Origin of the sequence: Mycobacterium sp. 48b, from assembly GCF_048282725.1 — a bacterium.
GTDB lineage: Bacteria > Actinomycetota > Actinomycetes > Mycobacteriales > Mycobacteriaceae > Mycobacterium.
On sequence record NZ_JBLVUL010000001.1, the window covers coordinates 5085746 to 5099780 of the forward strand.

General features: G+C 69.1%; 12 protein-coding genes. 2 read left to right on the forward strand and 10 right to left on the reverse strand.

Translation table 11 applies throughout. The features are described 5' to 3' along the window. Window positions 1-5 precede the first annotated feature (5 nt). The 10 genes from ACNQR1_RS24855 to ACNQR1_RS24900 form a co-directional block, all read right to left on the reverse strand. A complete protein-coding gene (locus ACNQR1_RS24855) occupies window positions 6-1769 on the reverse strand; it encodes a proline--tRNA ligase (RefSeq protein WP_418048324.1) in 1764 nt (587 codons plus the stop codon). Between the two features lie 24 nt (window positions 1770-1793). After that, complete coding sequence (locus ACNQR1_RS24860) at window positions 1794-2468, reverse strand: VOC family protein (RefSeq protein WP_418048325.1); 675 nt, start codon at window positions 2466-2468, stop codon at window positions 1794-1796. A gap of 30 nt (window positions 2469-2498) precedes the next feature. Continuing rightward, window positions 2499-4019 carry an MFS transporter gene (locus ACNQR1_RS24865; protein ID WP_418048326.1) on the reverse strand — a complete coding sequence of 507 codons (1521 nt, stop codon included), beginning with the start codon at window positions 4017-4019 and terminating at the stop codon, window positions 2499-2501. Window positions 4020-4052: 33 nt separating this feature from the next. Next, the gene (gene cobA, locus ACNQR1_RS24870; protein ID WP_418048327.1) at window positions 4053-5273 is read right to left on the reverse strand and encodes a uroporphyrinogen-III C-methyltransferase; all 1221 of its coding nucleotides are present in this window, start codon (window positions 5271-5273) and stop codon (window positions 4053-4055) included. Next, window positions 5270-6637 (reverse strand): cobyrinate a,c-diamide synthase, encoded by a 1368-nt coding sequence (locus tag ACNQR1_RS24875; RefSeq protein WP_418048328.1) that lies wholly within the window; start codon window positions 6635-6637, stop codon window positions 5270-5272. The genes cobA and ACNQR1_RS24875 overlap by 4 nt, the downstream gene beginning before the upstream one ends. A gap of 91 nt (window positions 6638-6728) precedes the next feature. Next, window positions 6729-7343, reverse strand: coding sequence for a cob(I)yrinic acid a,c-diamide adenosyltransferase (cobO, locus tag ACNQR1_RS24880; RefSeq protein ID WP_418048329.1), 615 nt, complete (start codon window positions 7341-7343; stop codon window positions 6729-6731). A 34-nt stretch (window positions 7344-7377) separates the two neighbouring features. Beyond that, a complete protein-coding gene (locus ACNQR1_RS24885) occupies window positions 7378-9252 on the reverse strand; it encodes a magnesium chelatase subunit D family protein (protein ID WP_418048330.1) in 1875 nt (624 codons plus the stop codon). Continuing rightward, window positions 9252-9725 (reverse strand): GNAT family N-acetyltransferase, encoded by a 474-nt coding sequence (locus tag ACNQR1_RS24890; RefSeq protein WP_418048331.1) that lies wholly within the window; start codon window positions 9723-9725, stop codon window positions 9252-9254. Before ACNQR1_RS24890 ends, ACNQR1_RS24885 begins: the two co-directional genes overlap by 1 nt. 13 nt (window positions 9726-9738) lie before the next feature. Continuing rightward, window positions 9739-11178 carry a malate dehydrogenase (quinone) gene (gene mqo / locus ACNQR1_RS24895; protein WP_418050488.1) on the reverse strand — a complete coding sequence of 480 codons (1440 nt, stop codon included), beginning with the start codon at window positions 11176-11178 and terminating at the stop codon, window positions 9739-9741. Window positions 11179-11305: 127 nt separating this feature from the next. Then, window positions 11306-11920, reverse strand: coding sequence for a TetR/AcrR family transcriptional regulator (locus ACNQR1_RS24900; RefSeq protein WP_418048332.1), 615 nt, complete (start codon window positions 11918-11920; stop codon window positions 11306-11308). A 94-nt stretch (window positions 11921-12014) separates the two neighbouring features. Here ACNQR1_RS24900 and ACNQR1_RS24905 point away from each other — a divergent pair, with 94 nt between their 5' ends. Beyond that, a complete protein-coding gene (locus tag ACNQR1_RS24905) occupies window positions 12015-12959 on the forward strand; it encodes a TIGR03564 family F420-dependent LLM class oxidoreductase (protein ID WP_418048333.1) in 945 nt (314 codons plus the stop codon). Between the two features lie 27 nt (window positions 12960-12986). After that, on the forward strand, window positions 12987-14027 hold the full coding sequence (locus tag ACNQR1_RS24910; RefSeq protein ID WP_418048334.1) for an alpha/beta hydrolase: 1041 nt from the start codon (window positions 12987-12989) through the stop codon (window positions 14025-14027). Window positions 14028-14035 lie beyond the last annotated feature (8 nt).

Below are 14035 nucleotides of genomic sequence, written 5' to 3' on the forward strand. Positions count from 1 at the left end.
GGCGCTCAGCGGGTTTCGCTGAGCGCCGCCGAGATCTCGGTCGCCGCGTCGTCGACGGCGATTTCACGGTTCTCACCGGTGAAGCGGTTGCGCAGCTCCACCACGCCTTCGGCGAAACCGCGGCCGACGACCACGATCCACGGCATGCCCAGCAGCTCGGCGTCCTTGAACTTCACGCCGGGTGAGGCCTTGCGATCGTCGAACAGCACCTCGTGGCCCAGCCGGTCCAGCGCGGCGGCGAGTTCGGTCCCTCCGGTGCGCGCGGCGTCGTCCTTGTTCGCCACGACCACGTGCACATCGAACGGCGCAACCGACGCCGGCCACCGCAGGCCGAGTTCGTCGTGTTGCTGCTCGGCGATCACCGCGACCATGCGGGACACCCCGATGCCGTAGGACCCCATCGTCAGCCGCACCGGCTTGCCGTCTTCGCCGAGCACGTCGGCGCTGAAGGCGTCGGCGTACTTACGCCCCAGCTGGAAGATGTGGCCGATCTCGATGCCCCGGGCCGAGGTCAGCACACCGGCACCGTCCGGTGACGGGTCACCGTCGCGGACGTCGGCGGCCTCGATGGTTCCGTCGGCGGTGAAGTCGCGGCCCGCGACCAGGCCGACCACATGCCTGTTGGGGGCGTCGGCACCGGTGATCCATGCCGTGCCGTCCACCACGCGCGGATCGACGAGGTAGCGGACCCCGTTGTCCAACAACGCCTTCGGTCCGACGTAGCCCTTGACCAGGAACGGGTTCTTGGCGAAGTCGGCTTCCTCGAGCAGCGCGAACTCGGCCGGCTCCAGCGCAGCGCCCAGGCGCTTCTCGTCGACCTCGCGGTCGCCGGGCACCCCGATGGCCAGCAGCTCCCAATCGCCACCGGGCTCACGGGTCTTGAGCAGAACGTTCTTCAGGGTGTCGGCGGCGGTCACCTCGCGGCCCGAGAACTGCGCCAGCTCAGCGGAATTGGCCCAGTCCACCAGGGTCGCGATGGTCGGGGTGTCCGGGGTGTCGTGCACCTGCGCCTCGGGCTGCCCCTCGATGGGCAGCGGCGCAGGCGCCCGGGTGATCACCGCTTCGACGTTGGCTGCGTACCCGGAATCCAGGCAACGCACGAACGTGTCCTCGCCGACCTCGCTCTCGGCCAGGAATTCCTCTGAGGCACTGCCGCCCATCGCACCCGAGACCGCCGACACGATCACGTAGCGCACACCCAGACGGCCGAAGATCTTCTGGTACGCCTCGCGATGGGCGTGGTAGGCGTTCTTGAGGCCGTCGTCGTCCACGTCGAACGAGTACGAGTCCTTCATCACGAACTCACGGCCACGCAGGATGCCCGCGCGCGGCCGGGCCTCATCGCGGTATTTGGTCTGCACCTGGTACAGGATCGCCGGGAAGTCCTTGTAGGAGGAGTACTCCCCCTTGACGGTCAGCGTGAAGATCTCCTCGTGCGTCGGCCCGAGCAGATAGTCGTTGCCTCGACGGTCCTTCAGCCGGAACAGGGTGTCGCCGTACTCGGTCCACCGGTTGGTGGTCTCGTAGGCGCCACGCGGCAGCAGCGCGGGCAGCAGGATCTCCTGACCGCCGATGGCGTTCATCTCTTCCCGCACGATGGTCTCGATCCGCCGTAGCACCCGCAGGCCCAGCGGCAGCCAGCTGTAGATGCCGGGGCCGACCGGGCGGACATAGCCGGCCCGGATCAGCAGCTTGTGGCTGGGCACCTCGGCATCAGCGGGGTCGTCGCGCAGGGTTCGCAGGAACAGCTCGGACATGCGGGTGATCACAGGCGACAACCTTAAGGCGTGTCCTCAGTCACGGCCCTGCCAGGTACAGATGCAGGCCTCGTTGCCCTCCGCATCGGCCAACACCCAGAAGGCCGGCGCCCTTCGGTCACTGAGCAACCTGCCGCCGGCCGCCAGTGCCGCGTCGACCCGGGCCCGCGCCACGTCGTGGGTGACGTCGATGTCGAGGTGGATTCGATTGCGCTGCACGCGCGGGACTTCCATCTGCTGAAACCAGATCGCGGGTCCGCGGCTGAACGGGTCGACGAGCCCGGCGTTGAGATCCGATGAGCCCGGCTCGGCCGAGGGCTCGTCGACATATCCCGTGACGGCCTTCCAGAACGGGCGGACCGCGCCGATGTCGAGTGCGTCGATGGCGATCTCGAACGCCTGCATCGCTCCGGCTCCGGCGGCCATCTCGAAACCGTGCGCGGCGAGGGTCTGGGACACCTCACGGGCCAGTTCCAGGTCCCGTTCGGTCACCGCCCCTGCGTCGCGCGTGCGCAGGCGCAGCACTGCCCGATCGGATCGGATGTCGATCGAGAGGTGGCGGGGCGCATCGGCGCCGGCCGCTCGCACCGCGTGACCGGCTGCGGCGGCGGCATCGGCCATGGACGGGACCAGCACCTCGGTGTAGACGGCTCCCAGCACCAGGCGCCAGCCCAGCGGACCGACGACCTCGGAGATCTCCCGGCGATTCATCGGCGTCCTAACGCGAGGCGCGGTGCGAGGTCAGTCGAGCTCGAGCTCTCCGGAGTCGATGGCGTCCTTGACCTCTTGGGCGTGTGCCACCTGTTCAGAGGTGTAGCCGATGAACAGTGCCGCGATGCCGACCAGGACCGCGACCGCGGCCACCCAGAGCAGCCCGTAGGTGTATCCCGCGTCGAGGGCGGCAAGCTGTGGACCGTTCATTTCCTTGACCGGGCCGGTGATCCCACCCAGATACAGCGTGCGCGACGTGATGACGGCCTGGATGATCGCCAGCACCAGCGGACCGCCCAGGTTCTGCAGCATCAGCGCGATGGCCGAGGCCGGGCCGATGCGGTCGAAGCCGACTCCGGCGATGGCCGCAAGGGTCAGCGGCACCACGATCATGCCGATGCCGACGCCGCCGACGGTGATCGGCAGGACCAGGTTCGGGAAGTAAGGAATGCCGGCATGCAGCGTCGAGCCGTAGATCATGGCACCGAGCACCAGGACGCCACCCGCGATGACCACGATGCGGGGCTGGAAGAACCGGACGATCTGGGAGGACGCGCCCAGGCCGATGCCCATACCGATCACGAACGGGATGAAGCCGACACCGGCGTGAAGAGCGCTGTAGCCGAGGATGTCCTGGACGTACAGGCCGATCAGCACGGTCAGGGTGAACAGCACACCGCCGGCCAGGAAGATCGCCGCGAACGTGGCGACGCGGTTGCGCTCGTGGAACAGGTCGAACGGCACCACCGGGTTCTCGGCGCTGCGTTCGGCGATGAGGAACGCGATGCCGCAGACGGCCGCGACCGCCCCGGAGGCCAGCGTGACCGGGGCCAGCCAGCCGCTCTCGGGGCCCTGGGTGAAGGCGAACACCGCGGCCGTGCAGGCCAGGGTCGCCAGCAGGGCGCCTGCAGCGTCGAGCTTCATCCGCTCGCGGTTGGTCTCGCGCAGTGCGGTGCGGGCCAGGTAGAGCATCACCAGGCCGATGGGCACGTTGACCAGGAAGGCCAGCCGCCAGGACACCTCGGTGAGCGCACCGCCGACCACCAGGCCCATCACCGAGCCGATGGCCGTCATGGCACCGAACACCGCGGTGGCGAGGTTGCGCGCCGGCCCCTTGGGGAAGGTGGTCGCGACGAGCGCGAGTCCCGTGGGCGAGGCGATGGCCGCACCGACACCCTGCAGCAGCCGGGCGGTCACCAGGGTCGCTTCGTTCCAGGCGATGCCGCACAGGATCGAGGCGATGGTGAACAACGCGACACCGACGATGAAGGTGCGTTTGCGACCGATCGTGTCGCCGAGTCGTCCGCCGAGCAGCATCAGGCCGCCGAAGGTGAGGACGTAGGCGGTGATGACCCAGCTACGTCCGGCGTCGGACAGGCCGAGCTCGTCCTGGATCCGCGGCAACGCGACGATCGCGACCGTGCTGTCCATGGTGGCCAGCAGTTGCATACCGCCGATCGCGATGACCGCGGAAAGGAAGCCCCAGGACGGGAACCAGGACGGGAGGCGGGCAGCTAGGCCCTGGCGCTCGGCGTCGTTGAGTGCCGTCATAACGGGTCACCTTACCGGAATCTTAAGAATCCTTTAACCGGCGAAGGCCGCCACCGGTCCGATCACGATGATCGCCGGAGGTCGAATACCGTCCGCGCGGATCCTCTCGGGCGCGTCGCCGAGGGTGGCCCGCAGCGTGCGCTGAGCGACGGTCGTGCCGTGTTGCACCACCAGGACCGGCGTATCCGCAGGTCGTCCGCCATCCAGGAGCGCCTTGGTGAACAGTTCGATGCGTTCGACGGCCATCAGCAGCACGATCGTGCCGGTCAACGCCGCCAGCGCATTCCAATTCACTAACGATTCAGGGTGGCCGGGCGCAACATGGCCGCTGACCACCACGAACTCGTGGGTCATGCCCCGGTGGGTGACCGGAACCCCGGCCAGTGCGGGCACCGATATGGCACTTGTCACACCGGGCACGACGGTGACGGGGATACCGGCCTCGGTGCAGGCCAGAACCTCTTCGTAGCCGCGGGCGAAGACGAACGGATCGCCACCTTTGAGGCGGACGACGAACTTTCCGGCACGGGCCCGGTCGACCAGCACCTGGTTGATCGCGTCCTGCGCCATCGCCCGCCCGTACGGGATCTTGGCCGCGTCGATCACCTCGACGTGGGGCCCGAGTTCGGCAAGCAGCTCCTGGGGCGCCAGCCGGTCGGCGACCACGACGTCGGCACGGGCCAGCAGGCGTCGTCCGCGCACCGTGATCAGCTCCGGGTCGCCCGGACCGCCGCCGACGAGGGCCACTCCCGTGGGCGCCTCCCCCGGCTCCGCACCGGAGTCGGCGGTCAGCAGGCCGCGCTGTAGCGCTTCGTGGATGGCGGTGCGGATGGCCGCCGAGCGGCGGTGCTCACCACCGGCGAGAACCCCCACCGAGAGGCCGTCGGAATCGAACGTCGCCGGGGTCACCGCGGATCCTTCGCGAGCCACATCGGCGCGCACGCAGAAGATGCGCCGCTCCTCGGCCTCGGCGGCGATGGCGGCATTGACCTCGGAGTCGTCGGTGGCCGCGAGCACGTACCAGGCACCGTCGAGATCGCCGGCGCGGAAGTCGCGCAGCTGCAGGGTGATCCCCGGATCGTCGTGCGACAGTGCCTCCACCGCGGGGCTGGCCGCCCGGGCAATGACGTGTACGTCGGCGCCGTGGGCGATCAGCAGTGGCAGCCGGCGTTGCGCGACGGTTCCGCCGCCGACAACGACGACCTTCTTGCCCGACAGGCGCAGGCCGACGAGGTAGGCATTCTCCGAAGTCACCCGCCGAGCTTAGTGGTTGCTGCTGTCGTCACGAAGCGGGTGATGGCCTCGGGGTGCGCGGCGGGGTGGGTGTGCAGGTAGCCGGCGTGCACTCCACGCTTGACCGCACCGTCACGCCGGGCCACCTGCCCAGGGCCGGCAAATGCCCAGGCGGCGGGCTGCTCTTCGGCGAATTCCACTGCGGTTCGGTGGAATTCGTGACCGGTGACGCGATCACCGGCGGCGTGCATGCTCGAGTCGACGACGGCGACCGCGTCCCGGTACCCCAGGGTGAGGCGTTCGGTGAACCGCGCCGAGCCGGCCAGCACCCTACACATCGGCACCCCGTCGAGATCGTCGACCAGATAGGTCAGCCCCGCGCACTCCGCGTGCACCGGGGCGCCGCGGGTGGCCAGATCCCTGATCTGCTGGCGGACAAGATCGTTGGCCGACAATTCGGTCGTGAACTGTTCGGGAAACCCGCCGGGCAGCACCAGTGCGTCGGCACCGGAGGGAAGGGGTTCGGACAGCGGGTCGAACTCGGCGACCTGCGCGCCGGCCCCGCGCAACAGCTCGGCGTGCTCGGCGTAGCTGAAGCTGAAGGCCTTCCCCGCGGCCAGTGCCACCGTGACATTGGTCACCGACTCGGTGGCCGGGCTCCACGGCTCGGCCGTGACGTGGGCGGCCGATGCGGCGACCACGGCTCCGAGATCCACGTGGCGGGCCACCAGGTCGGTCATCGCGGTCACGGCGTCGCGCGCCCGCAGGCCGTGCTCGACGGCGGTGATGAGCCCTAGATGCCTTGACGGGACCGATAACTCGTCGGCGCGCGGAATCGCACCCAGCACCGTGACACCGGCATGCTCACAGGCCTGGCGCAACACCGCCTCGTGCCGGTCGGAGCCCACCCGGTTGAGGATCACCCCGGCGACCCGCACCGCCGGGTCGAACGTGACGAAGCCGTGCAGCAGGGCGGCGATGCTGTGGCTCTGCCCGCGGGCGTCGACCACCAACACCACCGGAGCCCCCAGCAGACCGGCGACCTGGGCCGCCGAACCCCGCGGGATACCGGTCATCTGCCCTTCGATGCGGCCGTCGAACAGGCCCATGACGCCCTCGACGACCGCGATGTCGGCACCGGCGCACCCGTGCCGGTAGAGCGGGCCGATCAAATTCTCACCGACGAGCACCGGGTCCAGGTTGCGGCCCGGCCGGCCGGCCGCCAGGGCGTGGTAGCCGGGGTCGATGAAGTCCGGCCCGACCTTGAACGGCGCCACCGTGTGACCGGCCTGGCGCAGTGCACCCACCAAACCCGTTGCCACCGTGGTCTTCCCGCTGCCCGATGCCGGTGCGGCGATCACCACTGCCGGGGTGGTCGCGGTCACCTCAGCACCGCGAGCGTGCGTGTCTGCTGCCCGACACGCCACGAAACAGCAGCACTATGCGCACACTCAGCGTCCACGAGCATGCCGAAAATCACCACTCGATGCCCTTCTGGCCCTTGCGGCCGGCATCCATCGGATGCTTGATCTTGGTCATCTCGGTCACCAGATCCGCGGCGTCGATCAGCGCCTGCGGAGCATCGCGTCCCGTGATCACGACATGTTGGGTACCCGGTCGGTCGGCCAGCACCTCGACCACCTCGTCCACGGAGACCCAACCCCATTTGAGCGGATAGGTGAACTCGTCGAGCACGTAGAAGTCGTGGCGCTCTTCGGCCAGCCGCCGTTTGATCTCGGCCCAGCCGTCGGCGGCGGCGGCCGCGTGGTCGACGTCGCTGCCGTGCTTACGGGTCCAGGACCAGCCCGAGCCCATCTTGTGCCATTCGACCGGCCCGCCGGCACCATGTTCGTCGTGCAGCCGGCCGAGCTGCCCGAACACGGCTTCCTCCCCGACCTTCCACTTCGCGCTCTTGACGAACTGGAACACCGCAACCGAAAAGCCCTGGTTCCACGCCCGCAGCGCCATTCCGAAGGCCGCGGTCGACTTGCCCTTGCCCGGCCCGGTGTGGACCGCGAGCAGCGGTGCGTTGCGGCGAGCCTTGGTGGTCAAGCCGTCGTCGGGAACGGTCAGCGGCTGTCCCTGTGGCATGGGCGGTCCTTCCTGCGCAGAGTCTCGGGCCGCGCTAGGCGGCGGTCTGGTGCTGGACCAGCCGGGTCAGTTCGGCCGCTCGCAACTGCTCGAGCCGTACCGCGGGCGAACCCAGCTGCTCGGCCAGCTGCCCGGCCAATCCCAGTCGCACGAACGATGTTTCGCAATCGACCACCACGGCGGCAGCCCCCTCGGCCACCAGCGCGGCCGCGGCCTGCCGGGTGCGGCCCAGCGGATCGGGGCCTCCGGTGGCGCGGCCGTCGGTGAGCACCACCACCAGGCAGCGCCGGGCACGGTCGCGGGCCTTCTCGCGGACGACGAGATCGCGGGCGGCCAGCAGGCCCTGGGCCAGCGGGGTCTTGCCCCCGGTGTCGAAGCGGGCCAGCCGGCGGCCGGCGATGTGCACCGAGGTGGTGGGTGGCAGCAATACGCGGGCGTCCTGCCTGCGGAACGTGATCACCGCGACCTTGTCCCGACGCTGGTAGGCGTCACGCAGCAGCGACAGCGTCGCACCGGTGACGGCCGACATGCGGTCGCGGGCGGCCATCGACCCCGAGGCGTCGACGACGAAGATCACCAGATTGCCTTCGCGCCCTTCACGGACCGCGCGCCGGACGTCTTCGGGACGCGGTCTCGGCACACCGGCACCCTGTTGGCGGCCCGCGGTGGCGAGCAGGGTGGCGAAGATGTGCAGTCCGTGCCCACTGCCGGGTTCCGAGGTGGCCGCGATCGGCGTGCCGGTGCGGTTGCGGGCCCGTGAACGGCGGCCGGGGGCACCCTCGCCGACCCCGGGCACCACCAGGGCCCTGGTCCGGAACACCGCAGCGGGTGGGGCGCTCTGGCGCGTCGAGGACGGTTTCGAACTGCCCTGCGGTGCAGTGCTTTCGGCACCGGGATCGGCCCCGCCACCGGGCGGGTCGAAGTCGGGATCGAAGTCCGGGTCGGACGGCCCGGCATCCTGCTCCGTTTGCTCGGCAGACTCCCCCGCCTGCTGCATGGCCTCTTCGAGACGCTCGGGGTCCAGCCCCGGATCGTCGAACGGATCGCGACGGCGCCGGTGCGGCAGCGCCAGCTCGGCAGCGACCCGGATGTCCTCTTCGGCGACGGTGGTGGCGCCCCGCCAGGCCGCATGGGCGACGGCAGTACGCGCGACCACCAGATCGGCCCGCATCCCGTCGACGTCGAATGCCGCGCACAGCGCGGCGATCCGGCGCAGTTCCGAGTCGGGCAGCACCACGGAGCCGATCGCGGCCCGGGCCGCGACAATACGGTCGGCCAATTCGGCGTCGGCTTCGGCATGGCGCTCGACGAACGCCCGCGGGTCGGCCTCGAAGGCCATCCTGGCCCGGATCACCTCGACGCGCACGTCGACGTCGCGCGAGGCGGCCACGTCCACGGTCAGCCCGAATCGGTCCAGCAGCTGCGGACGCAACTCGCCTTCTTCGGGGTTCATGGTGCCGATCAGGACGAAGCGGGACTCGTGCGAGTGCGAGATCCCTTCGCGCTCAACATGTACCCGACCCATGGCAGCGGCATCGAGCAGCACGTCGACCAGATGGTCGTGCAGCAGGTTGACCTCGTCGACGTAGAGCACACCACCGTGGGCGCGGGCCAGCAGGCCCGGAGAGAACGCGTGCTCGCCGTCGCGGAGCACCTTCTGCAGATCCAGTGAACCGACCACCCGGTCCTCGGTCGCGCCGATCGGCAGCTCGACCAGCCGGGCCTCGTCGTCGACCGCGGAAAGCACCGCGGCCAGACCGCGTACCGCCGTGGATTTCGCCGTCCCCTTCTCGCCGCGGATCAGCACGCCGCCGATCTCGGGGTGGACCGCGCACAGCAGCAGGGCCAGCCGCAGCCGGTCCTGCCCCACGAGTGCGCTGAAGGGGTAGGTGTGGGTCTCGACGGTCATCAGACTCGCTCTCGCATCACATCGGCTCCGGGCCGCACCATCGGCACATGCGGGATTCCGTCGTCAAGGAATTCGTCGCCGTCACGGACGAACCCGTGCCGGCCGTACATGTCGACCAGGTAGGTCTGGGCGTTGATGTGGCACGGATAGTCCCCGACCTCTGCCAGTGCCGCCTGGACGAGCCTGGTGGTGTGCCCGCGGCCCCGGTCGGCACGTTTGGTGCACACCCGGCCGATCCGGAAGGCCTTCTCACCGCCGGGGTGCTCCTCCATCAGGCGCAGCGTCGAAATGACTTCTCCGTCAGGGCTTTCCAGCCAGAAGTGGCGGGTCTCGGCGAGCAGGTCCCGGCCGTCGAGCTCCGGGTAGGGCGTGGCCTGCTCCACCACGAACACCTCGACACGGAGTTTGAGCAACTCGTACAGGGTTGGTACGTCGAGATCCTTGGCCCAGCTGCGGCGTAATGCGACCGTCATCCGCCCGCCCCTGTCACACAGTCGCAGGGACGTCCAGTTGGAGCGCCTTGGTCCCCCACGCCCAGACTTCCTCGAACAGGCCGGGCTCGTTGGACAACTTGGTGCCGAGCGACGGCACCATCTCCTTGAGCTTGGGCAGCCAGCTCTGGTACCGATCGGTGAAGCAGCGCTCCAGCACGTCGAGCATGGCCGGCACCGCGGTCGACGCACCCGGCGAGGCGCCGAGCAGACCGGCGATGCTGCCGTCGGCCGCCGTGAGCACGGTGGTACCGAACTCCAGCACGCCACCGGCACCCTTACGCCGGATCACCTGAACACGCTGACCGGCGATGTCCAACTCCCAATCGGAATCGACTGCGCTGGGCGCGAATTCCCGCAGAGTGTCGACCCGCGCGGCCTCACTGAGCAGCAGCTGGCCGACGAGGTAGTTGACCAGGCCCATCTCGGTGAGCCCGACACCGAGCATCGACATGATGTTGTTCGGCTTGACCGAGAACGGCAGGTCGGTGAACTTGCCCTGCTTGAGGAATTTCGGCGTCCAGCCCGCGAACGGGCCGAACAGCAACCAGGACTTGCCGTTGATCACGCGGGTGTCCAGGTGCGGCACCGACATCGGCGGGGCACCCAGCGGCGGGAGTCCGTACACCTTGGCCTGATGGCCCGCGGTCAGCTTCTGGTTGTTGGTCCGCAGGAACGCACCGCCCACCGGGAAGCCACCGAAGCCCTTGGCCTCCGGGATGCCCGACTTCTGCAGCAGGGGCAGCGCGCCGCCGCCGGCGCCGACGAACACGAACTTGGCATTGAACTTGCGCTTGAGGCCGGTGCGGCGGTTGGTCACCTTGACCGTCCAGCTGCCGTCCGATTCCTTGTTCAGGTTGCGGACCTCGTGGCCGAACAGGGTGTTCATCCCGCGCTGTGCGGTGTAGCCGATCAGCTGACGCGACAGCGCGCCGAAGTCGACGTCGGTGCCGTGCTGCGACCAGTTCAACCCGACCGGATCGGAGAAGTCCCGCTTGGCGGCCATGAACGGCAGCCGGCGGGCGAATTCGTCCTTGTCGTCGATGAACTCCATCGAGGCGAACAGCGGATTGCCGACCAGGGCCTCGTGCCGACGCTTGAGGTAATCGACGTTGTTCGCGCCGTGCACGAAGCTGACGTGCGGGATCGGGTTGAGGAAGCCGCGCACGTCGGGCAGCACGCCGTTCTCCGCCGCGTAGGCCCAGAACTGCCGCGACACCTGGAACTGCTCGTTGACGTTGATGGCCTTGGAGGTGTCGATGGAGCCATCGGACAGCTCGGGGGTGTAGTTGAGCTCACACAGCGCCGAGTGTCCGGTGCCCGCGTTGTTCCACGGATCACTGCTCTCCGCGGCAGCGCCGTCGAGCCGCTCGATCATGGTGATGGACCAGTCCGGCTCCAGCAGCCGGATCAGAGCGCCGAGGGTTGCGCTCATGATGCCGGCCCCAACCAGCACGACGTCAGTCTTCTCGGTCGTACCCACGTTTGCCTCAGACACCCTGATCGCTCGTCCTTCGTATTGCGCGGCCCGTCGACGTCGACGGCTTTCTGTTATGCCAAGGTTATCGCGCGACGAATCCCAGTTGGCCAGGCATGGTAGTGCTATCCGTCACCTGCAGCCCGTCGATGAGCAGCCGGACCAGCCGGATGCGCTGGTTCCCGTCCCGATCGGGTTGCTGGCCGACCCAGGCGATCCCGGCGGCCAGGTCCAGGATGTCGTCGACGCCGACATCGGAACGGATCGCTCCGGATGCCACCGCCCGGGCGATCAACTGCGCCCCGGCCTGGCGCGCGGCCCGGCAACCCTGCACCTCTTCACCGTCGGGTGCGACATCGACCAGGGTGCGGGCCAGCCCGTCGTAGACGTTGCCCTGCCTGATGTAGGCATCGAGCCACTCCGTCAGGGCGGCAACGGGATCGGCGGCGTCCAGCAGTGACTCCGCGTGGTCGCGCAGGGCCCACAGTCCGTCGTCGATGACCGCGCGCACCAACTGATCGCGAGTCGGGAAATGCCGGTACAGCGTGCCCGGGCCCACCCCTGCCGCGCGGGCTACGTCATCGAGTGACGCCGAGACACCGTGCCGGGCGAACGCGTCGGCGGCGGCGGTCAGCAGCGCCTGCCGGTTGCGGGCGGCATCGGCACGCAACGGGCGCGGGCTGGGGTTCGGGCCCGTCATGGTCACCGCTCCTCTCGACTCGCCTCGACAAACGGAGACGGTCTCCATATATTTACCGGAGAGAGTCTCCGCATTCTATCTCCGGGAGCAGCGCATGCGTCTTTCTGTCATGTCCGTCCCTGATCCGGGCCCCACCCCGCACGGCCTCGACGCCGTCATCGAACCCGTGATCGCCGCCGATCGATCCGGCTTTCACCGGGCATGGATGCCGCAACTGCCGCCGATGGCCGGGATGGCGTCGTGGGATGTGCTCACCGCCTTGGCCGTCGCCGCCGGCCGCACCAGCCGCATCGGGCTGGGAACCGGAGTCGTCGTCGCCTACACGCAGCATCCGCTGGCACTGGCCCGTCAGGCACTGACCACCAACGCCGCCGCAGGCGGCCGCCTGACCCTCGGTATCGGCGTCAGCCACCCGTTCATGGTCGAAGCATTGGGTTACTCCTACGAGCGGCCCGCGGCATACCTGCGCGAGTATCTGGAGGTACTCATCCCGGCGCTGGCCGGAGAGCCCGTCGAGCACCACGGACCCCGGATCACCACCACCGGGCAGGTGACCATTCCGGGCGCGCCGGCACCGGCGGTCGTCACCGCAGCGCTCGGGCCGCAGATGCTCGACCTGGCGGGTGAACTCACCGATGGCACGATCACCAGCTGGGCCGGACCGAAAGCCTTGGAGGAGCACATCATTCCGCGGCTGAGCCGGGCTGCGGCCCGCGCGGGCCGGCCCACCCCCCAGGTGATCGCCGGACTGCCCGTGGTGCTCACCGACGACCCCCGCCCCGCTCGCGATGCGCTGGCGGCAGCATTCGACATCGCGGGGCAGGCGCCGGCCTATCGCGCAGTGCTGGACAAGGAAGGCGCGGCAGGTATCGGTGAGGTCTGCGTCGTGGGCGACGAGGCTGCGGTGGAAAAGCAGCTGCGCCGGTTCGCCGACATCGGGGTCACCGAATTCGTCGCCTCGCCCAAGGAGGTTCCGTCGTCCGACGGCGCCGCGACCGTGACGAAGACCATCGAATTCCTGGCATCGTTGCGGCTCTGACTTTCGGTGCGCGGCTAGGGTGGAACCGTGACGTCACGGGAGCCCGCCTGGGAGCCGGATGTATTGCCGGGGTTCTGGCAGCAGACCATCGATGCAGGACCCGATCCCGACGGCGAAGGCGACCTGGTCGCCACGCTGGTACGCCGGGGTCCGGGCGGCACTGCGCCAGACGGGCAGGACGGACCGGGCCACGCCGTGCTGGCGTTGCACGGCTACACCGACTACTTCTTCCACACCGAAGTCGCCGATCGATTCGCCGAGCGCGGGTTCTCGTTCTACGCGCTGGACCTGCCCAAGTGCGGTCGCTCCCGCCACGACGGGCAGACCCCGCACTTCACCACCGATCTGGCGCGTTACGACACCGAACTCGAGCGGGCCCTGACAGCCATCGCCGCCGACACCGGCAACGCCACGGTGTGCCTGTACGGGCACTCGGCGGGCGGCCTGATCCTGACGTTGTTCGCCGACCGGCTGCGCCGGAGCGGCCGACTCGCCGGCCACAATGTCGGCGGACTGGTGCTCAACAGCCCCTTCTTCGACCTGCACGGACCGGCGATCCTGCGCACCGCTCCCACGTCGGCCGCCTTGATCGCGCTGGCCCGGCTGCGCAAGCTCTCGGTGATCCGCAAGCCCACGGAGGGCGGCTACGGCACCACGCTGCACCGTGACTACGGTGGGGAATTCGACTACAACCTGGAGTGGAAACCGTTGGGGGGCTTTCCCGTCACGCTCGGATGGATCAACGCCATCCGTCGCGGACAGGCCCGCCTGCACCGCGGCCTGGACGTCGGCGTGCCCAACCTGATCCTCCGATCTGACCGCAGTGTCACCGAAGCCGCCGATCCGGCGGCGATGCAGCGCGGTGATGCGGTGCTCGATGTCAGTCAGATCGCGCGGTGGTCCGGTTGCGTGGGTAACCACACCACGGTGGCTCCGATCACCGACGCCAAACACGACGTCTTCCTCTCGATGGCCGACGCCCGGGCAGCGGCCTATCGCGAGCTCGACCGCTGGCTGGACTACTACCTCAGCCTGCAAACCCGGCCGAGCACAACATCTTCCGGATAGGGAGCGCA